Origin of the sequence: Chromobacterium subtsugae (assembly GCF_035919665.1) — a bacterium.
Classification (GTDB): Bacteria; Pseudomonadota; Gammaproteobacteria; order Burkholderiales; family Chromobacteriaceae; genus Chromobacterium; species Chromobacterium subtsugae.
The window spans coordinates 4388167-4413373 of record NZ_CP142381.1; the positions used below are offsets into that span (position 1 = coordinate 4388167).

At 67.8% G+C, this 25207-nt stretch carries 18 protein-coding genes and 1 tRNA gene; 8 read left to right on the forward strand and 11 right to left on the reverse strand.

Features of this window, described 5'->3' with window-relative positions; all coding sequences use genetic code 11:
* Window positions 1-6 precede the first annotated feature (6 nt).
* Both U6115_RS20915 and U6115_RS20920 read right to left on the reverse strand, forming a co-directional pair.
* Complete coding sequence (locus U6115_RS20915) at window positions 7-1407, reverse strand: MBOAT family O-acyltransferase (RefSeq protein WP_043573314.1); 1401 nt, start codon at window positions 1405-1407, stop codon at window positions 7-9.
* Window positions 1408-1483: 76 nt separating this feature from the next.
* The gene (locus tag U6115_RS20920; protein WP_043573311.1) at window positions 1484-2317 is read right to left on the reverse strand and encodes a symmetrical bis(5'-nucleosyl)-tetraphosphatase; all 834 of its coding nucleotides are present in this window, start codon (window positions 2315-2317) and stop codon (window positions 1484-1486) included.
* Between the two features lie 118 nt (window positions 2318-2435).
* Here U6115_RS20920 and U6115_RS20925 point away from each other — a divergent pair, with 118 nt between their 5' ends.
* A complete protein-coding gene (locus U6115_RS20925; RefSeq protein WP_043573308.1) occupies window positions 2436-4460 on the forward strand; it encodes a UvrD-helicase domain-containing protein in 2025 nt (674 codons plus the stop codon).
* A 284-nt stretch (window positions 4461-4744) separates the two neighbouring features.
* Here U6115_RS20925 and U6115_RS20930 read toward each other — a convergent pair whose 3' ends face one another.
* Window positions 4745-5404: a c-type cytochrome gene (locus U6115_RS20930; RefSeq protein WP_369816071.1), complete on the reverse strand. Its 660-nt coding sequence runs from the start codon at window positions 5402-5404 to the stop codon at window positions 4745-4747.
* A 209-nt stretch (window positions 5405-5613) separates the two neighbouring features.
* On the opposite strand from U6115_RS20930, the gene U6115_RS20935 reads away from it, so the two are divergent.
* Window positions 5614-5690 (forward strand) — tRNA-Arg (locus tag U6115_RS20935).
* A 663-nt stretch (window positions 5691-6353) separates the two neighbouring features.
* Here U6115_RS20935 and U6115_RS20940 read toward each other — a convergent pair.
* From U6115_RS20940 to recC, 8 genes are all read right to left on the reverse strand, one after another.
* The gene (locus U6115_RS20940) at window positions 6354-8216 is read right to left on the reverse strand and encodes an ABC transporter ATP-binding protein (RefSeq protein WP_043573303.1); all 1863 of its coding nucleotides are present in this window, start codon (window positions 8214-8216) and stop codon (window positions 6354-6356) included.
* A gap of 158 nt (window positions 8217-8374) precedes the next feature.
* The gene (locus tag U6115_RS20945; RefSeq protein ID WP_043573301.1) at window positions 8375-8584 is read right to left on the reverse strand and encodes a hypothetical protein; all 210 of its coding nucleotides are present in this window, start codon (window positions 8582-8584) and stop codon (window positions 8375-8377) included.
* Between the two features lie 275 nt (window positions 8585-8859).
* On the reverse strand, window positions 8860-9741 hold the full coding sequence (locus U6115_RS20950) for an NUDIX hydrolase (protein WP_047236620.1): 882 nt from the start codon (window positions 9739-9741) through the stop codon (window positions 8860-8862).
* Between the two features lie 112 nt (window positions 9742-9853).
* Window positions 9854-11548 (reverse strand): exodeoxyribonuclease V subunit alpha, encoded by a 1695-nt coding sequence (gene recD, locus U6115_RS20955; RefSeq protein ID WP_043573299.1) that lies wholly within the window; start codon window positions 11546-11548, stop codon window positions 9854-9856.
* Between the two features lie 39 nt (window positions 11549-11587).
* The gene (locus U6115_RS20960) at window positions 11588-12301 is read right to left on the reverse strand and encodes a substrate-binding periplasmic protein (protein WP_043573297.1); all 714 of its coding nucleotides are present in this window, start codon (window positions 12299-12301) and stop codon (window positions 11588-11590) included.
* Window positions 12294-13778: a polyphosphate:AMP phosphotransferase gene (gene pap / locus U6115_RS20965; RefSeq protein WP_043573295.1), complete on the reverse strand. Its 1485-nt coding sequence runs from the start codon at window positions 13776-13778 to the stop codon at window positions 12294-12296. Before pap ends, U6115_RS20960 begins: the two co-directional genes overlap by 8 nt.
* Window positions 13779-13862: 84 nt before the next feature.
* Window positions 13863-17420: an exodeoxyribonuclease V subunit beta gene (recB, locus tag U6115_RS20970; RefSeq protein ID WP_043573331.1), complete on the reverse strand. Its 3558-nt coding sequence runs from the start codon at window positions 17418-17420 to the stop codon at window positions 13863-13865.
* A 5-nt stretch (window positions 17421-17425) separates the two neighbouring features.
* Complete coding sequence (recC, locus tag U6115_RS20975; protein WP_043573292.1) at window positions 17426-20623, reverse strand: exodeoxyribonuclease V subunit gamma; 3198 nt, start codon at window positions 20621-20623, stop codon at window positions 17426-17428.
* Window positions 20624-20902: 279 nt separating this feature from the next.
* On the opposite strand from recC, the gene U6115_RS20980 reads away from it, so the two are divergent.
* The 6 genes from U6115_RS20980 (at window position 20903) to U6115_RS21005 (ending at window position 25126) form a co-directional block, all read left to right on the forward strand.
* Window positions 20903-21289 (forward strand): SirB2 family protein, encoded by a 387-nt coding sequence (locus U6115_RS20980; RefSeq protein ID WP_043573289.1) that lies wholly within the window; start codon window positions 20903-20905, stop codon window positions 21287-21289.
* A 115-nt stretch (window positions 21290-21404) separates the two neighbouring features.
* Window positions 21405-21848, forward strand: coding sequence for a type IV pilin protein (locus tag U6115_RS20985; RefSeq protein ID WP_052257947.1), 444 nt, complete (start codon window positions 21405-21407; stop codon window positions 21846-21848).
* A complete protein-coding gene (locus U6115_RS20990) occupies window positions 21845-22354 on the forward strand; it encodes a GspH/FimT family pseudopilin (protein WP_043573286.1) in 510 nt (169 codons plus the stop codon). The genes U6115_RS20985 and U6115_RS20990 overlap by 4 nt, the downstream gene beginning before the upstream one ends.
* Window positions 22345-22953, forward strand: coding sequence for a hypothetical protein (locus tag U6115_RS20995; RefSeq protein WP_043573283.1), 609 nt, complete (start codon window positions 22345-22347; stop codon window positions 22951-22953). Before U6115_RS20990 ends, U6115_RS20995 begins: the two co-directional genes overlap by 10 nt.
* Window positions 22950-24761 carry a DUF4097 family beta strand repeat-containing protein gene (locus tag U6115_RS21000; protein WP_043573281.1) on the forward strand — a complete coding sequence of 604 codons (1812 nt, stop codon included), beginning with the start codon at window positions 22950-22952 and terminating at the stop codon, window positions 24759-24761. The genes U6115_RS20995 and U6115_RS21000 overlap by 4 nt, the downstream gene beginning before the upstream one ends.
* Window positions 24758-25126 (forward strand): type IV pilus modification PilV family protein, encoded by a 369-nt coding sequence (locus tag U6115_RS21005; RefSeq protein WP_043573278.1) that lies wholly within the window; start codon window positions 24758-24760, stop codon window positions 25124-25126. The genes U6115_RS21000 and U6115_RS21005 overlap by 4 nt, the downstream gene beginning before the upstream one ends.
* Window positions 25127-25207 lie beyond the last annotated feature (81 nt).

Below are 25207 nucleotides of genomic sequence, written 5' to 3' on the forward strand. Positions count from 1 at the left end.
TGACGATCAGAATTGGTAGTAAATGAAGGCGGGAATGCCCGACGGCGCCAGCGAAATCACCAGCAGCGCGCAGGCGCTGAGCAATAGCGGCTTGCCCCACCAGGGCAAGGCCGCCAACTGGACGATGCAGCGCTCGCGCAGCGGCGCCAGCCTGGGCAGCGCCGCCAGCCACAAGGCCAGCAGCAACAGCAGGCCCGGCGCGTTCAGCGTCAGCGTCTGGCCGGTGCCAGCCATCGCGCGCAGAAAGTCCATCGCCTCATCCAGCGACTGGGCGCGGAAGAACACCCAGGCCAGGCAGACGTAGTGGAAGGTGATCAGCCGCGCCAGCCACGGCCAGCGCTGGCTGACGCCGTCGCGCCGCCACAGTTTGTCGCCGATGTTCAGCCCCACCACGCCCAGGCCATGCATCGCGCCCCACACCAGATACTTCAGGCTGGCGCCGTGCCACAGGCCGGACAGCAGCATCGCCGCCAGCAGATTGGCCTGGCCGCGGGCGAAGCCGCCGCGGTTCCCGCCCAGCGGGATATAGATGTAGTCGCGGATCCAGCTGGACAGCGAAATATGCCAGCGCCGCCAGAAATCGCGCAGGTTGAGCGCCAGGTAGGGACTGTCGAAATTGCGCGGCAGCTGGATGCCCAGCAGCAGCGCCAGCGCGGTGACCAGGTCGGTATAGCCGGAGAAATCCAGGTAGATCTGCAGCGCGTAGGCGTAGAACGCCGCCCACACCTCCAGCGTATGGAAAGTGTCCGGCGCGGCGAATACCGGGTCGACCCAGGCGCTGGCCAGCCAGCCGGCCAGCCACAGCTTCTTCAGCAAGGCCAGCACGATCAGGCCCAGCGCGCGGTCGAAATTCGCCGCCTGGCGCAGAGCCGGGCTGCGCAATTGCTCCAGCAGGTCGCGCGCGCGGCAGATCGGCCCAGCCAGCAAGGTGGGGAAAAACACCAGGAACAGCGCGAACTGCGGCAGGCGCGCCGGCGCCATCTCCTTGCGGTACACCGAAACCAGATAGCTGACCGACTGGAAGGTATAGAAGGAGATTCCCACCGGCATCAGGATGTCCAGCGCCGGCAGCATCGCCGATATCCCCAGCGCGTGCAGGCCGGCCTGCGCGCTTTCGCGGAAAAAGTCGAAATACTTGAACAGGGCCAGATTGCACACCGCCAGGGCCAGCGCCAATTGCAGCCAGCGCCGCGGATGGGCCGAGGCCAGCATCTTGCGGCTCAGAGCATGCTGGACCAGCGTGTAGCAGGCCAGGATGGCGGCGAAGCGCCAGTCCAGCTTGATGTAGAACAGGTAGCTGGCGACCAGCAGCAGCAAGTTCTGCAAGCTGGGCATGCGGCGGCAGCCCCAGTAGGCGGCGAAAAAGCCGACAAATGCCAGGGCGAATTCAATGGACAGATAGCTCATGCTGAAGGTGAAAGCTGGCGGAGGGCGCAATTATGACAACAAGGCCAGCCTCGCACCAGCTTCCGTAAAACTTTATTTATCTGCCGGCGGGAAGCAAAATCTCCCGGTAAGCCGGGCATGGCAGAGAAAACAGCTGCCTGTCATCCAGCCGCAGCGCCGACAGGCTGCCGCCCCACAGGCAGCCGGAGTCTATCGCCAGCACATCATCGTCCAGATGCACCCCCAGCGCCGACCAGTGGCCGCAGACGATGGGCGTGCCGCCATGGCGGCGGTTCGGCGCCTCGAACCACGGAATCAGATTGGCCGGCGCGCCGTCCAGCTCGCCCTTGTAGCTCAGGTCGAGCTCGCCGTCGCGGGTCAGGAAACGCATCCGCGTCATCACGTTGACGATCAGCCGCAAGCGGTCAGCCCCTTTCAGATCATCGCTCCAGCGCACCGGCTTGTTGCCGTACAAACGGCCGAGAAACTCGCGGTGGCGCGCGCCGGACAAGCCGAACTCGACCTCCTCCGCCAGCCGGAGCGACTTGGAGATGCTCCACTCCGGCAACAGGCCGGCGTGCACCATCGCATAGCCCTGTCCCTCCAGCATCATCGGCTGGCAACGCAGCCAGTCCAGCAGCACCTTGCCGTCGGCGGCATTGAGAATATCGCCTATGGTGTCGTCGCGATGCAGCTTGCCGAAGCCTTCCGACACCGCCAGCAGATGCAGATCATGATTGCCCAGCACCATCTCCACCTGGTCCTGGTGCTGATAGACCCAGCGCAGCACGTCCAGCGACTGCGGGCCGCGGTTGACCAGGTCTCCGGTCAGCCACAAGGTATCCTTGCCGGGATTGAAGTCGATTTGCCGCAGCAGCTGCTGGAACGGCGCGAAACACCCCTGGATGTCGCCGATTGCGTAGATGGCCATGTTCTTTCCCTGAGAAGCGGATCGGGATTGCCGCCCATCCGCGATGAGCCATGATACCGCATGCTACAATGCACGGTCCTGATTACCGATTTGCTACGCCCGCCCGGGCGCCACCGCCATGTCCGCACCCCTGCTCAATCCGCCGCAACGCGCGGCCATCCATTACCTAGACGGCCCGCTGCTGGTGCTCGCCGGCGCCGGATCCGGCAAAACCCGGGTGATCACCTACAAGATCGCCCATCTGGTGCGCGAAGGCGGCATCCCGGCGCGACACATCGCCGCCATCACCTTCACCAACAAGGCCGCGCGCGAAATGCTGGAGCGGGTGAGCAAGCTGATGACGCCGGCCGAGATCCGCGGCATCACCGTCTCCACCTTCCACTCGCTGGGCATGCACATCCTGCGGCAGGAGGCGCCGCACCTGGGCTACAAGACCCAGTTCTCCATCCTGGACGCCTACGATGCCGGCAAGATCATCGCCGACATCCTGAACACCACTTCCAAGGACGAGATCCGCAAGGTGCAAAGCCAGATCTCGCTGTGGAAAAACGACCTGAAAACCGCGGACGACATGATGGTGAGCGCGGATGGCCAGTGGGAGAGCGTCTGCGCCCGCACCTACCTCGCCTATCAGGACACCCTCACCGCCTACCAGGCGATGGACTTCGACGACCTGATCCGGCTGCCGGTGCAGCTGTTCCGCACCCACCCTGAAGTGCTGCTGAAATGGCAGGGCAAGCTGCGCTACCTGCTGCTGGACGAATATCAGGACACCAACACCTGCCAGTACCAGATGGTGAAGCTGCTGGCCGGCGTGCGCGGCCTGTTCACCGCGGTGGGCGACGACGACCAGTCCATCTACGCCTGGCGCGGCGCCAATATGGAAAACCTGCGCTTGCTGCAGCAGGACTTCCCGGCATTGAAGGTGATCAAGCTGGAGCAGAACTACCGCTCCACCGCCCGCATCCTGCGCGCCGCCAACAGCGTGATCTCCAACAACCCCAAGCTGTTCGAAAAGCAGCTGTGGAGCGAGCTGGGCCTGGGCGAGCCAATACACGTGGTGCAATGCAAGGACGAGGAGCACGAGGCGGAAACCGTGGTGCAGCGCCTGCTGGCCCACAAGTTCGAGCACCGCACCGACTTCAAGGACTACGCCATCCTCTACCGCGGCAACTACCAGGCGCGCATCTTCGAGCAATCGCTCCGCAACCAACGCATCCCCTACCAGATGGCGGGCGGCCAGAGCTTCTTCGACAAGCCGGAGATCAAGGACCTGCTGTCCTACATGCGCCTGATCACCAACCCCGACGACGACCCGGCCTTCATCCGCGCCATCACCACGCCCAAGCGCGGCGTCGGCGCCGGCACGCTGGAAAAGCTGGGCGCCTGGTCCGGCCAGTACGGCAAGAGCCTGTTCGCCGCCGCCCATGATGCCGGCCTGCGGGTGCAGATCCAGGCCGCCCAGTTGGCGCCGCTGGAGCAATTCTGCGAATTCATCAACCAGCTGCAGTACCGCGCCACCCGCGAGCCGGCAGGCCAGCTGTCGCTGGAGCTGTTGCAGGCGATAGGCTACGAAGCCTGGCTGTACGACAGCGAGGACAGCCCCAAGATCGCCGAAACCAAGTGGAAGAACATGCTGGACATGGTGGGCTGGCTGGCGAAAAAGGGCGAGGCCGACGGCAAGAACCTGATCGAGCTGACCCAGACCATCGCGCTGATCACCATGCTGGAAGGCCGCGACGAAGGCGAGGTGGACGCGGTGAAGATGTCCACGCTGCACGCGTCCAAGGGGCTGGAGTACCCGCATGTGTTTCTGGTCGGCTGCGAGGAAGGCATCCTGCCGCACAGCGAATCGGTGGACAACGGCATGGTGGAGGAAGAGCGGCGGCTGATGTACGTCGGCATCACCCGCGCGCAGCGCAGCCTGACATTGAGCTACTGCGTCAAGCGCCGCCGCGCCGGCGAATGGCAGTTCATCGAACCGTCGCGCTTCATCAACGAAATCGACGGCGAGGATCTGCGCCACTTCGGCAAGCCCGGCGCCGAGCCTTTGGTCAGCAAGAGCGAGGGCAAGAGCAAGCTGGCCAGCCTGACCGCGATGCTGGCCAGCAAGGACAAGTCCGGGGAGCCGCCGGCACAGTGAGCCCCAACAGAAGCGCGCAGCGTCCGCCAAAAGAAAAATGGCGCCGAAAGGCGCCATAAAGAAGAATGAGGAACATCTCTGGGTGAAGCGAGGCTGGGGAACCTCACCTGACTGGCAAGCCTGAACCGCTAACCGGTCAATCAGATGAGCTAATGATGCCGCAACTCCGGCCGGTTGCCACCTGTCCTTTCTATCCGGTCACATTTATTGACATTTCTCCGCCAACCAGCGGACATAAAAAAACACCCCGCTGCGGCGGGGTGTTTCGCGTCTGGCGGCCGGGTTTACTTGGAGTTGTTGACCATATACTCCACCGCGGCGCGAAACTCGGCGTCGCTGCCGGTGTAGCCGCCCTTCGGCGGCATCGCGTTCAGGCCCTTGGTGGCGATTTTCACCGCTTCGTCCAAACCCGGCTTCAGCCTGACCGCCCAGGCCGCCTTGTCGCCGAACTTCGGCGCGCCGGCTATGCCTGCCGCATGGCAGGTGGTGCACACGGTGTCATAAATCTTCTTGCCCACCACCGCCGGGTCGGCGGCGGCCGTGGCGCCCGCCGCAGGCTCGGTGAACTTGGCGCCGCCGGCATTGCCCATATAGGCGACCGCGCGCTTCACTTCGTCATCGGTCAGGTCGGTTGCGCCGCCCTTGGCCGGCATCGCGTTGAAGCCGTGCAGCGCGTGATCCACCAGCGTCTCCCAGCCCTTGGCGATATGCGGCGCCCAAGCGCCGGCGTCGCCGAACTTGGGCGAACCCGCCAAGCCCGCGCCATGACAGGAAATGCAGATGCCCTTGTACACCTGCTCGCCGGTGCGCATGCCCGGCGGCGCGTCGCTGGCTCTGGATTCGCCGACAGGCTTCAGACGAGCGGCGACCGCCTCCTTGGTCATCACCTCGGCATCCACATTGAAACCACTGGTCGCCAGTTTGGCCAGAAGCCAAATCGCCACGACAAGAAAGACAACGATGCTGACCAGAACCTTTATGATCTGGCCGGGGGCCATTCCGTTCTCATTACTCATCCCAAGCCTCGCCTGAAAAAATGACAATTAAAACCGGTTGATTATAAGGTATGCATGTACGCAAGGCAAAAAACCATACTCTGGACTCGGATTAACTAATTGAGGTATGATGCGTCGGTTGATAGCAGTTCTGCAGCGCACCCGTAGCTCAGTTGGATAGAGTGTCAGTTTCCGAAGCTGAAGGTCACAGGTTCGATCCCTGTCGGGTGCGCCAACAAAATCAAGGGTTTGCAAGCGTACCGCTGCAAACCTTTTATTTTTTCCGCATCGTTTCGCATTTCATTTCCCTTTCCGTCCATAAACCGCAAAATTGCCGGAAGCACCGGTCTTTTGGCCAGAAGCGGCCTTGACGCATCCGCATCAAGCTTTTTTTTGAGCGGAAACTTGATTTGGATCAGCTTGGCGTCGCGATTCGCCAACTTAAATGATGTCGTTCTGCAACGCTTTTTGCCCCCCCGCCCCATTGGACAAACCTTGCGTCGTCACCAGCCAGGCAGACGCCAGCGAAAAATCGTCCGACATCCCGCCATCGGCGCTGCGACGCGGCCCTCACCGCCAGAAAAACTCGACGCGCTAATCGCTGCCGCCATATGTCGGATGATAGGCGATGAATCGCCATAAGCGACAGGCGGCATGACCCGTCCCCCGCAAAAAATCCCTTTCCCCCGTCAGCGTGGTTGCGCCGGCCAGGCGCGGGCGCCGAGTAGAAAAGTCATCGATCAGGCTAGCGTCCGGCAGCTTCACTTCTGTTTCCAGACCTCGAACCAAGGATCGACATGTTCTCCCCCGGCACATTCAGCCCGCGCCGTCCATCGCGCGCCCCTCTCGACCATGCAGAAAAAACCCCTGCGGCGGCTGCGGCAGGGGTCGGTTCACATCATCCCATCAACGAGACTTGCTCGTCCTGATCGTCGTCCTCTTCGCCGAGGAAGCCGCCGCTCTGGTGCGACCACAGCCTGGCATACAGGCCGCCGCGGGCCAGCAGCTGCTGATGGCTGCCCTCCTCCACCACGCAACCGCGGTCCAGCACGATCAAGCGGTCCATCGCCGCGATGGTGGACAGCCGGTGGGCGATCGCCACCACGGTCTTGCCTTCCATCAGCCGGTACAGGCTGCTCTGGATCGCCGCTTCCACTTCGGAGTCCAGCGCGCTGGTGGCTTCGTCCAGCAGCAGGATAGGCGCGTCCTTCAACATCACCCGGGCGATGGCGATGCGCTGGCGCTGGCCGCCGGACAGCTTGACGCCGCGCTCGCCGACATGGGCGTCGTATCCGACGCGGCCCTTCGGATCGGTCAGCGTCTGGATGAAATCGTCGGCCTCGGCGCGGCGCGCCGCGGCGACCATGTCCGCGTCGTCGGCGTCGGGACGGCCGTACAGCAGGTTTTCGCGCACCGAGCGGTGCAGCAGCGAGGTGTCCTGAGTCACCATGCCCACCTTGCCGCGCAGGCTGTCCTGAGTGACGTCGGCGATATCCTGGCCGTCGATCAGGATGCGGCCGCCGTCCAGATCGTAGAAGCGCAGCAGCAGATTGACGATGGTGGACTTGCCGGCGCCGGAGCGGCCGACCAGGCCGATCTTCTCGCCCGGCCGTATCGTCAGGTTCAGCCCGCTGATCACGTTCCTGGCGCCGCCATAGGCAAAGTCGACATTGTCGAAGCGGATCTCGCCGCGCGGCACCTGCAGCTTGACCGCGTCCGGCTTGTCCACCACCGCCACCTTGCGCGACAAGGTGGAGATGCCGTCCTGCACCGTGCCGATGTTCTCGAACAGGCTGGACATCTCCCACATGATCCAGTGCGAGATGCCGTTCAGCCGCAGCGCCATCGCGCTGGAGGCGGCCACCGCGCCGATGCCGACCTGGCCCTGGCTCCACAGCCACAAGGCCGAGCCGGCGGTGACGCCGATCAGCAGCATGCTGCTGAGCTGGTTGACGATCTCGAAGCCGCTGACCAGGCGCATCTGGCGGTAGGCGGTGGCCAGGAACTCCTGCATCGCGCCCTTGGCGAAGCGCGCCTCGCGCTGGCCGTGCGAAAAGAGCTTCACGGTGGCGATATTGGTGTAGGCGTCGGTGATGCGGCCGGTCATCAGGCTGCGCGCGTCGGCCTGGCGGCTGGCGGCCTTGCCCAGCCGCGGCACGAAGAACCACAGCGTGGCGACGTAGAACGCCAGCCAGCCGAGGAAAGGCGGCAGCAGGTGGGCGTCGAAATGGCCGAGCACCGCGATCATGGTGACGAAGTAGATCACCACGAACACCAGGATGTCGGTGATGATCAGCACGGTGTCGCGCACCGCCAGCGCGGTCTGCATCACTTTGGCCGACACCCGGCCGGCGAATTCGTCCTGGTAGAAGCTGAGGCTCTGCCCCAGCAGGTGGCGGTGGAAATTCCAGCGCAGCCGCATCGGAAAGTTGGAGAACAGGCCCTGGTACTTGCTCATCGCCTGCAGCGCCACCAGCAGCACGCTGCCGAGCAGGATGGCCGCCAACAGCCATAAGTGGCCGCTCTCGCGTTGCAGCAGTTGATCAGGCGGGACCTTGGACAGCCAATCCACCACCGATCCCAGCATCGAGAACAGCAAGGCTTCGAAAGCGCCGATGCAGGCGGTCAGCAGCGTCATGCACAGGATCAGGCCGCGCAAACCTTGGGTGCAGAACCAGATGAAGGAAAAGAAGCCCTGCGGAGGCTGGGCCGGAGGCGTGTCCGGATAGGGAGATATCCGGCGTTCAAACCAGGAAAACATAAAGATCGCTCCATTGTCTGGAACCAAGCCGGTTCCGGATAAGGGGTTCAAGTGGAGCGATGACGGTAGCGTATCCTAGCCTGGTTCGCAATGGGAAAGTTGCCCTTGAGCCGAAAAAAAGCGCCGATTCCGGCTGGGCGGCGGCGCATTCCGGCGCATCATGCCATCGGCACCATTTTGACGTAGACCTCCTCCAGCTTCTCCGAGGTCCTGGCCTTCAGGTCCACCTTGTGCACCTCGGCCCGCACGCGCCCCTTGTAGACCTGCAGCATCAATTCGGCGGCCCTGCGCGCCTGCTCCTGGGTGGGGTGCAGCGGACCGCTGTCGTCTATGCCGAAATCCGGAGAGATCAGTTTCAACCGATACATTATTATTGTCTCAAGATAAAACGGCGTGATTGAAGTTTTTATACTAAATGCATTTCCTCAAGCCCATTCTACATGAGTTTATTTGACAGAAACTATTGTCATGTTTCTGTAAAAAACCAGAAAAATACGTCAATAATTCATACATAACAGCGAGATGGCGAACCCGCCTGCCTACAGGGGAAGTGAGCAAAGCGCATGCCAGGCCCGAATAAGCGAAAACCCGGCTTCGGCCGGGTTTTCTCGTTGCGCATCACACCGCGCCGAACAAGCGCCGTTTAGGCCGGCGTCGCCAGATCGCGTGACTGCCCGTGGCGTATCCGCGCGAGCGCCGCCGCCACCTGGCCGTTGCCCTGCTGCCAGTAACCCAGCCGGCACAAACAGTCTAGGCTGACCAGCGCGGCGTCTATCATGAAGCGCTCCGCCACCAAGAGCTGCTCCACCTCGGCCAGCGGCAGCAACAGATGCTCGGCCACCTCGCCGTCCTGACAAGCCGGCCGCTGCCCCTGCGGCAGCCACAGATCGTAGGCATGCAGCCATTCCCGGTGCAGCCCGCGCGCCACCGGCCGCTCGGCCAGCAGCAGCGACTCCGGCCGCAAGCCCAGCAACGCCTCGCGCGCGATGCCGGCCTCTTCCCAGCCCTCGCGCTCCAACGCCAGCTCCAGCGTCTCGCCGGCGGCCACGCCGCCGCCCACCAGATTGTCCATGCGGTTGGGGTCCACCGCCTTGTGCGGGCTGCGCCGCCCCACCCACATCCGGATTTCGCCATCGTCCAGCCGGCACAGACCGTTGACGTGGACCGCGCGGCTGGTCAGGCCCAGCGGGCGGAAAGCCGCGCGCTCCAGCTCGAAATAAGCGGAGCCGTCATGGCGAAAGGCGGTGAAATTCTCGTTGCGCCAGCCGTTGAGCCAGCCGGCCTGCTGCCAGCGCCGCGCCGCCTGCGCCAGCGCATGGCTGATGCTGCGGTAGCTGCCGTCAAGCCGGCAGAGCATGCCCTGATAGTTTTCCTCGAACAGCGCCGCCTCGTGCCGGAGCAAGCGCTCCTTCCATTGCGCGTTGACGCAACCCATGCGCTCGGTGCCGATGTAGAGCGGCGTGAACTGTTGCGCATCGAAACGGCTTACCTTGTCCAGATAGCCCAATACGGCATCCACCTGCATGACGACTCCCCCTGCGGTTTTTCCGGGAAGGCTGCATATTAGGATGTCTGATCCGGCTTGACTATCCTTGGGCGCACAAAGCCGGCAAGTGTTGCATTCCGGCCATCGCGCCTCAGCGCAGGCGGTCGGCCAGGCCGGAATGGCGCTGCGGCGCCAGCTCGACGCCGCGCAGCCACACCTCCCCGCTTCCCGCCGCGGCGAAGCGCTGGCGCGCCCGGGTGATGGCGGTGTACAACAAGGCCCGGTTCAGCAGCGCGCCCGGCTGCGACGGCAATTGCAGCCACACTTCGTCGTACTCCGAGCCCTGGCTCTTGTGAACCGTCATCGCGAAAACCGTGTCGTGCGCCGGCAGCCGGCCGGGGGCGAATTCGCGCCAGCCTCCGTCGCCCGCCGGGAACACCACCCGCAGCCCCTGGGCGCGCGGCAGCGCGAAACCGATGTCGCCGTTGAACAGGCCCAGGCCGTAATCGTTCTCGCCTATCATCACCGGCCGGCCGGCATACCAGTCCCGTCCCGGCTGCTTCAATCCGGCCAGCTCCAGCTGCCGCTCCAGCTCGCGGTTGCAGTCCGCCACCTGGCGCCGCTCCGCCGCCAGCAGCATGAAGGCGGAAAAGGCGCGCTGCACCGCGTCCGGCTCGGCGCCGGCGGTCGCCGCCTGCAGATAGCCGCGGCGCTTGTCCAATAGCGCCGCGGCCGCCACCGCCGGCTGCAGGCCGATGTCCGGATGGCCGCCCACCTGCAGCAAATCCAGCGAGCCCCGCCCGTCGCCGGCGTTGACCAGGCGCGCCAGTTCGCCGATGCCGGAATCGGCGCCGAAGCGGTGGCTGTGGGTCAGCAAGGCCACGCAATCGGTGAGCCGTCCGCCTTCCGCGCCGTCGTCCGGCAGGCTGTCGCCGCACACCCGCCGCAGCCATTGCCGCGTCTCCTCGCGGTAGGCGATCCGGCCGCACAACTCGCCCAACACCGCGCCGGCCTCCACCGACGACAGCTGGTCGCGATCGCCCAGCAGGATCAGCCGCGCCTGCGACGGCAGCGCCGCCACCGCGCGCGCCATCAGCGCCAGGTCTATCATCGACGCCTCGTCCACCACCAGCACATCCAGCGGCAGCGGATTGCCGGCGTGATGGCGCGGCGCCTCCGCGCCGGGACGCAGGCCCAGCAGGCGGTGCAGGGTTTCCGCCTGCGCCGGCAATTGGCGCCGCACCGCCTCGTCGACGTCCAGCCGGTCGCGCGCGCCGCGCACCGATTCGGACAGCCGCGCCGCCGCCTTGCCGGTGGGCGCCGCCATCGCCATCACCAGCGGCCGCGGCGACAGCGCCGCCAGCAGGGCCAGCAAGCGCACCACGGTCGTGGTCTTGCCGGTGCCCGGCCCGCCGGAAATCACCATCAGCCGCTGCCGCGCCGCCAGCGCGGCGGCCAGCTTCTGCCGGTCCGGCCCGGCGTCGCCGCCGGGAAACAGCCGCGCCAGCAGCGCCGCCAGCGCGGACTCGTCCGGCGGCGGCAGCGGCTCGGCCAGCCGGGCCAGGTCCCGCGCCAGGATGTCTTCATCGTGCCAATGGCGGGCGAAATACAGCCGGCCGGCGTCGTCCAGGATCAGCGGCGCGTAATCGCCGGGCCTGCCGACCAGCTGGCTGCGCTGCAGGGCTTTGCGCTCGGCGCGATGCGCGAGCGGCAGGCAGACGTGGCCGGCCTGGTTGGCGGCGCTCAACTCGCGCACCAGCGCCAGCACCGCGTCGTCGGCGTCGGGAAACAGCCGCAGGAACAGGCTGGAGAGTTGGTCGGGCAACAGGGAGATGGGGGAATTCATATGGCGGTCAGCGGTTGGCGGCCTGCGCGCAGGCGTCGGTTATTTCGCGGCGAACAGCGGCTTGAGCTTGCCTTGGCCGTTCAGGGTCTGGATGGCGCGGTTCAGCCTGGGCAGCAGCTCGCGGTATTGCGGATGCAGGCGCAGCATCACCGGCAGGCTGCCGGCCGACTCGCCCGGCTGGCAGCGCCGGCCTTCGGTCTGGCGGCTCCAGTAGCGCGCGCGGCCGCGCTCCAGCACCACCGCCTGCACCCGGCCTTCGCGCAGCTTGTCCAGCAGTTCCTCTTCGTTGCCGGACACGTCGCGCCGCAAACGCTGGCTCTGGAAGGCCGGCTCCAGCAGAGGGTACTGCTGGCCGGGCAAGGTGCCCACCGTTCCGCTTTTCAGCTCCGCGGCCGGCGTCCTCCCCTTGGCCAGCGGCAGGCACAACACGAACTCCACTTCGCCGAACGGCTGGGTGTAGAAGCCGGCCACCGGCGACAACGCGCGCCAGGCCGGATTGACGCCGGCCTCCATGTCCAGCCGCCCCACCTGGAACAGCTGCTCCAGCCGCTGGGTCGGATAGTAATCCAGCTGGAAGCGGATGCCGCTTTGCTGGGCGATCAGCGCCAGCGCCTGGCGGTAGGTTTGCAGCAAGCCGCCCTCCTCCGCCTGACGCAGGGGTTCGGTGGTGTCGTTGGCCACGCCGGCGCGCAGGGTTTGCGCCGGCGCCGACGCGCACGACAACAGCAGCAGCAGACCGCACAGCCTATTCACTCAGTCTCGCCTCCAGCGCGTCGCAGATGGTGGTCAATATCTTGATGCGCGCGAAATACTTGTTATTGGCCTCCACCAGCGTCCACGGCACCTTGCTGGTGCTGGTGCGGTCGACCATGTCGCTGACCGCCTGGCGGTAAAGATCCCACTTGTCGCGGTTGCGCCAGTCCTCGTCGGTGATCTTGAAGCGCTTGAAGCCGGTTTCCTCCCGGCCCTTGAAACGCTGCAGCTGCTCGTCCTTGCTGATCGCCAGCCAGAACTTCAGCACGATAGCGCCGTTTTCCGACAACTGGTGCTCGAAATCGTTGATCTCGTAATACGCCCGCAGCCAATCGGCTTCCGGCGCGAAGCCCTCCACCCGCTCCACCAGCACCCGGCCGTACCAGCTGCGGTCGAAGATGGTGATGCCGCCCTTGCCCGGCACATTGCGCCAGAAGCGCCACAACCACGGCTTGTCCCTTTCCTCCTGGGTCGGCGCCGCCACCGGCACCACCCGGTAGCGGCGCGCGTCCAGCGCCTGGGTGATGCGGCGGATGCTGCCGCCCTTGCCGGCGGCGTCGTTGCCTTCGAACACCAGCACCAGCGAGTGGCGGGCGAAGCGGGCGTCGCGCGTCAGCTTGTTGAGCCGGCCCTGCAGCTGCTCCAGCTTGGCGCGGTAGGCGTCCTTGTCCAGCTTGCGGTCCAGCTCCAGCGCGTCCAGCACCAGCTTGTTGTCTATCGGCGCCAGCAGCGGCGGCGCCTCGACGCGGTCGGTGCTCAGCATCGGCTGGCCGATGCGGTTGCGCATCGCTTCCAGGATGGTGTTGGCCACCGTCAGGCTGCGGTAATTGGCGTCCTCCCCGTCTATCACGATCCACGGCGCGTGCGAAGTATTGGTCAGCCTGAGCATGTGCTCGCCGTATTTGCGTATCTTGTCGTAGCGCTCGTAGTGCTCCCAGTCGCTCTTGGTGACGCGCCAGCTAGTCGCCTGGTCCTGCTCCAGCTGCTTCAGCCGCTGTTTCTGCTTGTCGCGGCTCAGGTGGAACCAGAACTTCAACACCACCGCGCCGTCCAGCGTCAGCATGCGCTCGAAGCGCAGAATGTCGAAGATCTGCCGGTCGAAGGCGTCGCGGTCGCTGCGATTGAACACCCGGTCGAACAGGGTGTCGGAATAATGAGAGCCGAAAAACATGCCGATGCGGCCTTTGGCCGGCAGCTCGCGCCAGTAGCGCCACATCCACGGCCGCGCCCGCGCCTCGTCATTCGGGGCGTCGAAGGCCACGGTATGGATCAGCCGCGGGTCCAGCCACTCGTTGATCAAATTCATCGTCTCGCCGCGGCCGGCGCCGTCGAAACCGTGGATCAGGATCAATACCGGGAAGTCGGCCTTTTCCTTCAAATCGTACTGCACATCCAGCAATGCCTCTCGCAGCGAGGGCATCATCTTGCGAAAGGTTTCCTTGTCGATGCGGTGGCCGATCTCGGCGGATTCAAACATGCGTCACCATCCTTATCCCCTTGCTTAGCTTAGTTGCAGTCCCCGGTAGGCCACACTGCGTAGAACTACCGAGCCTTCCACGATTCAATGCCCGCCCAGCAGGCCGTCCAACGCGTCCAGCAGCGCGGCGCAAGGCGCATCGGCCCATATTCCGCCGCCGCCCTCCGCGCCCATGCCGCGCAAAAACAGGTAGCGCACGCCGCCGAAGCGGCTGTCCCAATCGACGCCGCGCGCGCGCAGGTAGCGCCGCAGCGCCACCAGGTAGATCAGGTACTGCAGATAGTAGTGCTCGCGCGCCACCGCGGCGGCCAGGCTGTCGCCGCGGTAATCGCCGAACTCGCCGCCCAGGTGGTTGGACTTGTAGTCGATCAGGTAGAAGCGCCCGCCCATCTCGCACACCAGGTCAATGAAACCCTTGAGGAAACCCTGCACGGCGGCGAAATCCAGCCCCGCCGCCGCCTGGCGCAGCGGCTCCGCCAGGCCGTGCGCCGGGTCCTGCAGCGCCGCGATCAGCGCCGCCACGTCCAGCCGCGTCACCGGCAGCGTGAATTCCAGTTCGATCAGCCGCTTACCGTCCGCCACCTCGCGCAGGCGCGCGCCCGGCGCCAGCTCCGCCTCCAGCGTGGAAACGATCAGCTCGCAGCCGGCGTCCAGCCATTCCTCGCCGAAGCCATGGCGCGCCAGCGCCGTCGCCACCGCCTCGCGGATGGCCGCCGGATCGGCGCCGAAGCTGATGCGCTCGAAGATTTCGTGCAGGCAGATGCCGGCCTTGGCCCCGCGCGGAAAACTGAAGCGGTCGCGCGCCGGCGCCTCGGTCGGCGACGCCGGCTCGGGCCGCGGCTCGCGGTCGTGGTCTGGCGCTTCGGCCAGGTGGCCGCCGGCCGCGTGGGTCAGCGAGGTGAAGCTGGCGATTTTCCACGGCGTATACAGTTTGCGCGCAAACGGCCGCGCGGCGTAGCGACGCTCGGCCGCCTCCGCAGCCGCCAGCGCGTGCCAGCCCTCGTCGGCCAGCACCGCCATCGCGCCGCCGCGGCCGGCGGCGAAAGCGCGCAGCTGGCCCTCCACCTCCGGACCATCCAGCTTCAATTGCTCCAGCGCGGCCAGGTCCGCCGCGCCCGGCGCGTGCAGCAGCCAGGACAGCGCCGCGGTCTGCATGTCCTTGACCCAGCCCCAGCCCAGGTATTGCCGGTACTGCGCGCGGGTCAGCGCCACGTACAGCAAGCGCAGCTTCTCCGCCAGCATCTCGCTGCGCGCCGCCAGCCGCACGCCCTCGTTCGCCACCACGTCCGGCGCGAGCCAGGGCGCGTCGCCGCGGTGGTAGCTCCAGAAGCTGGCGCCGCGCCGCTCCAGCGCGCCGTGCCACAGGAAGGGGCAGAACACCACCGGGTACTGCAGGCCCTTGGAGGTATGCACGGTGACGATCTTCACCAGCGCGGCGTCGCTCTCCAGCCGCAGCACCGCCTCCTCGCCGCGCGGCGGGTCGGCCACCCGCGCGGCGAACCAGGCCAGCAGCGGCGCCATGCCCTGGCGGCTTTCGCTTTCCTGCTGGATCAGCTCGGCCAGGTGGCCCAGATTGGTCAGCCGGCGCTCGCCGTCGGGAAGCGGCAGCAGCCGCGCCGCCAGCTGTTCGCGGGCGAAATAATGGCGCCAGGCGGCCATGAAGCCGTGTTCGCGCCAGCGCTGATGGTCGCCGGCGTTTCGCAGCAGCTCCGCCTCCCAACTGGCTTCGTCCTCCAGCCGCGCCTTCAGTTCGGCGGCATCCAGGCCGCCCAGCTCGGTGGCCAGCGCCAGCCGCAGCCGCGACTCGCTGGCCGGCTCTGCCCAGGCGTGCAGCAGCGCCAGCATCTCGCCGGCTTCGACGCTGGCGAACACGCTCTCCTGGGTCAGCGCCACGCTGGCCACGCCGCGTTCGCGCAGCGCCAGCCGGATCCGGTCGCCCTGCTTGTGGGTGGCCACCAGCACCGCGATGTCGCCGCCCTTCAAGCGCCGGCGCGCATCGCCCTTGACGATGGAAGCGCGGTCGGCGACTGCCAGGCTCAGCAAGCGGGCGATCTCGTTGGCGCAGGCGACGGCGGCGGCCTCCTCGGCCGCCTCCTTGCTCAACGCCTTGTCCCCGGCGGCCAGCCATTGCGCGTTGAACGGCGCGCGGTCGTCCTCCACCTCCAGGCGGCCGCCGGATGAAGGCTGCGCCGCCACCGGCTGGTAGGCGATGCCCTCGATCAGGAAAGGCAGCTCGCGGCCGAACAGCGCGTTGACGGTGGACACCAGCGGCGCGTCGGAACGGCGGTTGGTGTCCAGCGTGTAATGGCGCTCGGCGTCGCCGCGGGCGGCCAGGTAGGCGAAGATGTCGGCGCCGCGGAAGCTGTAGATCGCCTGCTTGGGGTCGCCGACCAGGAACACCGGCCGCGCCTGCTCGACGAAGCAGCGGCGGAAGATCGCGTACTGGGTGGGGTCGGTGTCCTGGAATTCGTCGATCAGCGCCGCGCTGAAGCTGCGCGCCACCTGTGCCGCCAGCAGCGGGCCGCTGTCCGGATGCGCCAGCGCCGCGCCCAGGTCGGTGAGCAGGTCGTCGAAGCTGCGGCTGCGCTCGACGCCGCGCCGCCGCGCCAGCTCTTCATCGGCCCAGGCGATCAGCTCCAGCTTGAGGCCGGCCAGCGAGTTGGCCACCTGCGCCATATAGCCGTCCCAGGCCGCGAGCCAGGCGTCGACCCGCTCGAACAAAGGGTGGGCCGGCGGCGCGCAATCCTTCTTCATGCCCTTGGCCAGCGCCTCCGGCCTGAGCTTGTCCAGCGTCTTGCGGCTGTCGCTGTCCAGCTCCGGCAGGCCATCCGGCTGCGCCAGCCAGCCGCGCAGCGCCGCCGCCGCGCGTTCGAGAATGGCGGCGCTGTAGACATTGCCCTTGTAGCCGTCATGTCCGGCGAACAGCCGCAGCCCCTCCTCCGCCAGCTCGGGTTCGGCCGCCAACGCCTGCCAGCGGCTTTGCGCCAGCCGCTGCGCGGCCTCCAGGCCGGCGGCGTCCGGCGCCTGCAAGTTGAGGTAGGGCTTGGACAGATAGGGGCGGATTTCCGCCAACCACTGCTCCGGCGTGGCGCGCTGTTCCACCAGCACCTGCGCCAGCAGCGGCTTCGACACGATGCGGCGGCGCCAGAAGTCGTCGACGATCTCCACCAGCCGGCCGGCGTCGTCCTCCATCAGTTCGGCCTGGAAGGTCTGGCCACTTTCGAAGGCCGCGTCGGTCAGCACCCGCTGGCAGAAGCCGTGGATGGTATAGATGGCGGCGGCGTCGAAACCGGCGATGGCGGCGGCCAGCCGCTGCCGCGCCAGTTCGCGCGCGGCGCCGGCGGGAAAGCGCGCGGCCAGCGCCCGCAGGAAGTCGTCGCCCCCGGCCTTGTCCTCAAGCGCCGCCAGCATCTCGCCCAGCCGGCGGCGCAGGCGTTCGCGCAACTCGGCGGTGGCGGCCTTGGTGTAGGTCACCACCAGCAGCCGGTCTATCGTCGGCGGCGGCTGGCCGTCGCTGTCCTCCAACAGCAGCCTGGCGAACAGCGCGGCGATGGTCCAGGTCTTGCCGGTGCCGGCCGAGGCCTCGATCAGGTTGACGCCGCCCAGCGGACAATTGAGCGCGTCCAGCGCCGTGGCTTCCATCTTCGTCATCGCTCTTTTCCGCCCAGGCGCTCGGCCAGCGGCAATAACAGGGTTTCCGCCAGCTGGGCGAACAGCGGGTCGTCCAGCGGCTGTTGATGGCGGAAGGCCAGCGCCAGCGCCGGCTCGTCGCGCTGCGCCATGCCGCCCTCCAGCACGAAGCCGGGTTGCCATTTCTGCCAGGCGGCGGCCAGCGCCGCCTCGCGCGCGTCCGGCGCCTTGGCCAGCGCCTCGGCGTAGGCCCAGCTGGTGCGGCCGAAAAAGGGCAGCGGCTGCGCTTGGCCCTGGCGCCAGCGCGCCAGCCACGGCGCCAGCAGGCCGGCGGCGTCGATCTCATCGGCCAGCGCGGTGCTGCCGGCGTCGTCGTAAACCGCGCTGTGGCAGGCGATGCCCGCCGGCCGCGCCGCGCACAGGATCAGGTGAGTCAGCCACAATTCGATGCGCTGGGCGGCGTTGAGCTTGCCGACGATGAAGCTGAGCCGGCCCTCCGGCCGCAGCCCGTACAGCTCCCCCACCAGGGTGAAGCCGCCCAGGCTCAGGTGCACCGACTGCGGCGGCAGGGTTTCCTCCGCCAGCGCGCGCGGCAGCCTGCCGGCCAGCCGCACGCTGGCGCGGCCTTCCTCCTGCAGCCAGGCCTGGCCCAGCTCGCCGCAGGGCAGCAGGCCGGCGGCGGCGGCCCGCTCGCGCAGCGGGGCCTGCGGCCGGCGGTGCAGCATCGCCTCTACCAATTGCTGGCGCAGCGCCCGGCTGGCGTCGGCCTCCATGCTGAACGGCTCGCGCGCGGCCAGCTCGTCCTCGCGGCCGGACAGCCGGATCGCCAGCCGCTCGGCCAGCCAGGCGCGCGGCGGATGTTTCCAGAAACGGATGAAATCGTGCAGGTTGAGCACACTGGCCGGCTCCTCCGGCGGCAGCGGCGCGAGGAAGGGCCGCGGCTCGGCCTGCGGCGCCGCCAGCGCGGCGGCGAAGGCCGGCTCGAAGCTGGCCAGCCGCGCGTCGGCGCCGTCATAGGCTTGCGGCGCGAACGGCTGCAGCGGATGGCGCAGCGTCAGCCTGGCGGCCAGGTCCTCGCCGCACATCGCCGACAGGCTATCCATCAACTCCGCCACCAGCGGCGACGGCGGCAGCGTTTCGCCGCTGCGCGCCGACTGGCCGACATAAGACAGGTACAGCGTCTGCCGCGCCGACAGAATGGCTTCCAGGAACAGGTAGCGGTCGTCGAAGCGGCGCGAGCGGTCGCCGCGGCGCGGGTGGCGCGCCACCAGGTCGAAGCTGACCGGGCGCTCGTCGCGCGGGTAGGCGCCGTCGTTCATGCCGATCAGGCACAGCGCCTTGAAGGGGATGGAGCGCATCGGCACCATCGCGCAGAAAGTGACGCCGCCGGACAGGAAGCCCTGCGCCGAGGCCACGCCCAGCTGGCGCAGCAGCCAGTCGCGCGCCACCGGCAAGCCCACCGCGGCGTCGAAGCCGGCCAGCTCGGCGTCTTCGGCCAGTTCGGCGAAGACGCCGCGCAGCGTCTCCAGCGCGGCCTCGTCGTCGCCATCGGCCAGGAACAGCCGCTCGCAGGCCTGGTGCAGGCGCTCGGCCCATTGCCGCGGCGAAGCCGGGGCTTGCCATTCGCGCGCCAGCGCGTCCAGCGCGTCGTAGCAGTTGGCGAAACGCGCCAGCGCCTCGCCCAACTGCCCCTGCGCGCCGCCGTGGGGCAGCAGCCCGGCGAACAGGCCGGCGGCGTCGCCGGCCAGCGCCGGCGGCAGCACCGTGCCCAGCAGCAGCCTATCCAGCCCCCAGCGCCAGGTGTAGAGCGGGTCGGCCGGCAGGCCCAGCTGCGCCTTGTGCCCGGCGTCGCGACCCCAGCGGATGCCGGCGTCGCGCACCCAGTCCTGGATGAAGGGCAGATCGGCTTCGGAGAGGTCGAAACGCGCCAGCAGCGCCGGGCTGTCCAGCAATGCCAGCACCGCGTCGGCGGCGAAGCGCGAATCGGCCAGCCGCAGCACCGCGGCGAAGGTGGACAGCAGCGGCTGCTCGCGCTCCACCCGGCGGTCGGCGATGCTGTAGGGGATATTGGGGGCGTCGTCGCGGCGGCCGAACACCGCGTCGATATACGGTGCGTAGCGGTTGATGTCCGGCGTCAGCACCGCCACGTCGGCCGGGCTGAGCTTGGGGTCGTCGGCGAACATCGCCAACAGCCGGTCCTTCAATACCTCCAGCTCGCGCATCGGACCGTGGCAGGCGTGCAGCTGCACCGAGTGATCGTCCGCCGCCATCGGCGCTGGCGCGGCGGCCGGGTCGTTCAGCTCCAGGATGTCGCGCTGCAGCCGCGCCAGCAGGCTGCTTCCCTTGGGCGCGGCGAACAGCGGCTTGGCATCCAGCTCGGCGTCCTCGGCGATCAGCTCGAAGAAATCGCGCCCCTGCTTGCCCAGCGAGGCCAGCAGCGGGTGGCCTTCGCTGGCGAACAGGTCGCCGGCCTGGCGCAGCCTGAGCTTGCGGCGGGCGTCGACGATGTCGCCCCAGTAGGCCTCGCAGGGATTGAGGGTGAACAGGCAGACGTCAGTCAGCTCGGACAGCCGCTTGACCAGCGCCAGGTACATCGGCGCCAGGCTGGCGATGCCGAACAGCGTCACCCGTGCCGGCAGGTGCTCGCTTTTGAGCTGGGAGAAGAATTCGTCCAGCATCCGCACCCGGTGGCGGCCGGGGTCGCTCTCGGCCAGCCGACGCCACAGCGCCGCCTGCCAGGCTTCGTCCTCGCCCAGGCCCAGCAGCGCGCCGCTCTCCCAGGCCCGGATCCAGTCGGGGCGGAACACCAGGTATTGGTCGAAAATGTCGGCGATCTTGCCGGCCAGCTCGAAAGCTGCGCTCTCGCCGCCTTCCAAGTAATGGCGCACCGGGCCGAAGGGCTCGCCGTCCAGCGTCGGCAGCAGCGCCAGCAGCCGCCAGGCCAGCACTTCGGGCACGAAGGCGGATTTCCTCGGCAAATCCGGCATCACCTTCTGCATCAGCCGCCAGGCGAAGGCCGCCGGCAGCACGAAATCGACATTGGCCGCCACCCCGGCCTTGCGCGCCAGGTCCAGCGTGATCCAGCGCCCCATGCCGCGGCTTTGCACGATCACCGTCTCCGCCGCGAACGGGTCGGCGAGCGGCATCGCCTGGGTCATGCCGCAGAACAGCTCGCCCAGTTGCTCCAGACGGTTGGATTGGTAGAGAAACAGCATGGAAGGTGGCGGCAGTCATCGGATGCGGATATGGCCCGATTGTAGCATCGCGCGCCGCCCGCGCCCGCATCGCATCGCTGGCGGCCCTTCCATGCCATCGGGCTTGCCGCTTGACGGCCATCAATGCCCGCCCGCGCCGGAAAGCATTCAATAGGCGGATGGAAATGCCAAAGTCATATCCAATGCGCGGCAGCTCAGCCGCCTCGGCTATAAATCGCCGCCGCCGCCGTGTACCATGGCGGGCATCGGCGCCCTCGGCGCCTCCCCGGGCTCCTGGCCATGTATCCGTACCTGATCGTCAAACACGCCCACATGGGCTTCGCCTTTCTGTCCATCCTGCTGTTCGCTGCCCGCGGCGGACTGGTGCTGAGCGGCCGGCAACAGCTGCTGGCGGCCAAGCCGCTGCGCATTCTGCCGCACCTGATCGACACCCTGCTGCTGGCCTGCGCCATCGCGCTGGTGGTGATGGGCGGCTGGCCGATACTGCACAGCCCGTGGCTGCTGGCCAAGATCGCCGGCCTAGTCGCCTACATCGCGCTGGGCAGCATCGCGCTGCGCTACGGCGCCACGCCCAAGACCCGCTGGCTGGCCTTTGTCGCCGCGCTGGCGGTGGTGGCCTACATCCTGCTGGTGGCCGCCACCAAAACGGCGCTGCCCACGCTGTAAGCGCCGCCGCCCTTGACTGTGCCCGATGCGGACGCTAGGACACAGTAGGGGCGCGGCGTCCGCGCCGGCCATCCCGCGCCCCGTCCCGGTAATCGACGTCGGAGCCCGCGGCCAGATGATTTCCCCGGCACGCCCCTTCCTTCCCCCCGCGCGCGGTTTTTCGCTGCTGGAATTGCTGATCGCGCTGGCGCTGGCCGCGCTGATCGTCGGCTTCGCCGTGCCCGGCTACCAAAGCCATATGCAGCGCAGCCGGCGCGGCGACGCGCTGGAGGCGCTGTACCAGCTGCAGCAGGCGCAACTGCGCTACCGCGGCTTCCATCCCGGCTACGCCAAGAGCCTGGCGGAACTGAACACCCCGTTCGGAAATGGCCTCAGCCGCCAGGGCTACTACCAATTGAGCACCGGCATCGTCGACGACGACGCCTCCGGCTATTTCGTCCAGGCCGCCGTCCGCGCCGGCGGCGCCCAGGCCGGCGACGGGGAGTGCCGGCAGATCGTCCTCACCCAGCGCAAGCACACGCTGAGCCTGACGCCGCTGCCCTGCTGGGGCAAGCGATGAGGGCGGCCGCGCGCGGCGTCACCCTGATCGAGCTGATGATGGTGATCGTCCTGGCCTCGCTGCTGCTGACGCTGGCGCTGCCGGCGCTGGGGCGCTGGATCGCCGGCCAACAGCTGCAGGGCGCGCTGGACGACGTAGGCAGCCAGCTGGAGCTGGCGCGCAAAACCGCCACCACCCGCCAGCAGCGGGTGTGGGTGGAGTTCAGCCAGGACGGCCCCGGCTGGATGATGCGGGTGTCGGAGCTGCGCGACGGCAAAGGCTGCGAGCCGGGCCGCGACCTGAGCTGCGTCGGCAGCGCCCAGCATGCCGGCATCGCCCTCAGCCTGCCGGGCAAGCCGCTGGCGCTGAAGCTGGCCTTCTCGCCGATGCGCGGCCTGCCGCAAAACCCCGACGGCACCCTGCTGAGCGAAACCGTGCTGCAGCTGGGCCGGCCGGCCTGCCGCCCCGCCCGGCTGCGGCTCTTGGCCACCGGGCTGATCAGCAGCGAGGCCGGCTCATGCTCCTGAAACCTGCGCGCGGCATCAGCCTGCTGGAGCTGCTGGTGGGCATGACCGTCAGCCTGCTGCTGCTGCTGGCGATGTCCAGCCTGCTGGCCGGCCTGCTGGGCAACCAGGCGCGCGAACGGCGCCAGGCCAGGCTGGGCGCGATGATGGACGCCTCGCTGTCGCTGATGGCGATGGAGCTGCGCCGCGCCGGCTACTGGAACAGCAATGGCGAAACCGGCGTCAATCCCTACGGCCGCATCTATATCGAGCAAAAAGGCGGCTGCCTGCGCTACGGCTACGACACCCCGCCGGGACAGACCGGCGGCGGCCCTCGCTACTTCGCTTTCCGGCTAACAAGCGACAGCGCCGGTCGCGGCCGCATCCAGCGCCGCGCGTCGAACGCGGCCGGCTGGAGCTGCGATGCCGACGCCGCCGGCTGGGACGACCTGAGCAAACCCGACATCGGCGTGATCGACACGCTGCGCTTCCGCCGGGACGGCGCCGGCCAGGCCATCGCGCTGGAGGTGGCGGCGCGCACCCCGCCGGGCGGCGAGGAGGAAACGCTGAACATCCACACCAGCATCGCGCTGCGCAACCATCCCGCGGTGGAAAACCAATGACCGCCCCGCGCCAGCGCGGCCTAGCCACGCTGTTCACCGTGCTGACCTTGCTGGCCATCGCCAGCCTGGCGCTGATCGCCGCTTCGCGCCAGCTGCTGCTGGCCCACGCCAACGCGCAGAACCAGCACCGCTACCACCAGGCGCTGGATTACGCCGAAGAAGGGCTGAACCAGGCGCAAGCGGCGCTGGCCGCCGGCGCGCCGCTGCTCGACACGCCGCGCTACCAACTGAAGCGGACCGACATCGCGCCTGACCTGGTGCGCCTGGCCAGCACCGGCCTGTACGATCAGCACCGCGTCACGGTGCAGCGCATGCTCCGCCTGGGCCGCGCTGGCGGCGACTCCCCGGTGGCGCTGGCCATCGTCGGCGATCTCGACCTCAGCGGCGCGGTGAATCTGCTCAGCGACAAGCCGGTGGACATGACGGTGGACGGCAAGGTCAGGCTCAGCGGCTCGGTCAACGGCATCGGCACGCTGCAAAGCACCGGCGACATCTTCGTCAGCGGCCCGCAGACCATCGGCATCCTGCACTCCAACGGCAATATCGAGCTGGCCAACGGCAGCTATCAGACGGTGACGGCGGTGGGCGACCTGACGCTGCGCGGCGACGCCGCCGTCGCCCGGCTGGCGCGGGTCAACGGCAACGCCCGCTTTTTCTCCAGCCCCGGCGCGGAGCCAGCCGTGCGCGCGGCCGAGGTGAAGGGCGACGTGGAAATCAATATGGGCGGCGCCCGCTTCGGCCGGCTGGACACCGAAGGCAAGGTCGACATCCGCCAGTTCGGCGGCATGGAGGCGCTGCAGGCGCTGGGCGACCTGAGCATCCAGGGCTGGGGCGCGCCGCTGTCCGGCGTCGTCGCCGGCCGCGCCAACTTCAACGCCAACAATCCGGAAATCCGCGTCAATCAGGACCCCAAGCTGCATCTGAAGCTGGAACCGGTGCCGCTGCTGCAGGTGGGCCGGCCGCGCATCGACGCGTTCAACTTCAAAAACGAAGCGCATTACCGCTTCGAGTTCGACCGCGCCGGCCGCATCCTGGTGACGGTGCGCAAGATACACGGCCTGGCCGACGGCGCTTACCGGCTGGGGCTGTCGCCCGACAGCCAGTTGCCCAACTACCTGTGCCGCGACGCCGACAGCCAGGGCCGCTGCAAAGCCGGCGCGCCGGCGCAGCTGATCTGCAAGGGCCATTCGCCGCAGAACGACTGCTTCGCCGGCAGCCGCCCCGGCCACTGGAAGCTGGACGGCCAGACCATGGCGCCGGGCGTGCTGTGGTTCGACGGCGATCTGGAGGTGGGCAGCGGCGTCTACCACAACAGCTTCCTCTCCAGCGGCGACATCGCCACCAGCGGCCAGCATGTCAGCTACGCGGTGAACTACGCCGGCGCGGTGGGCATCTGCCGCAACAGCGACTTCCCCGCGCTCTATCCGGAAGACGACTGCCGCCAGGGCCTGTTCAAGGGCCGGCCGATAGGCAACGCGGCGCTGCTGGCCGGCGGCTATTCCGCCGGGCGCTACCAGGGCGGCAACATCACGCTGGGCGCGTCCAGCCAGATCCACGGCAACGTCTGGGCCGGCAATATGCTGTTTTCCGGCGGCAGCACCACTATACACGGCTACGTCGCCGCCGCGCTGCAGGGCGCGGCCAGCGCCGCCGAGCCTCACCGCTGGGGCGCCAGCACCACCATAGACCTGCGCGACCTGCCCGAAACCTTCCAGCCCGGCAGCCAGCCCGGCGATCCGGGAAGCAGCGGCAAGCGCGGCGTGGAGGCGCTGCCCTACAGCTGGATGGACAGCGGAGCCGACTCGTGAGCGCGCGCCGGCACCGCGGCTTCACGCTGCTGGAAATGATGATCAGCCTGCTGGTGCTGGCGGTGGGCGTGCTCGGCCTGCTGCGGCTGGAGACCGAGCTGCTGCACAGCCAGATCGCCGCCAACGACTACAACACCGCCACCAATCTGGCCCAGGCCGCGCTGGAGCAGCAGCATGTCGGCGGCGGCGCCGACTGCCGCCGGGCGGACTTCGCCCCGGCCGCCGCCAGCGGCACGCTGGCGCGCTTCCAGTGCCGCAGCCGCGTCGCCAGCGGCACGGTCAGCGTCGACGTGCAATGGCGGGACAGCCAAGGCGATGGCGAAACCCTCAGCCTGAGCGCGCCGCAGCATCTGGCCGGAGACTGAGCCGGCGCGCTTGACCCAGAGCAAGGGCCGGCGGCGGCGCATCTGCTACTGTCGCCGCATTTCCTCAACCAGCGACTTCCC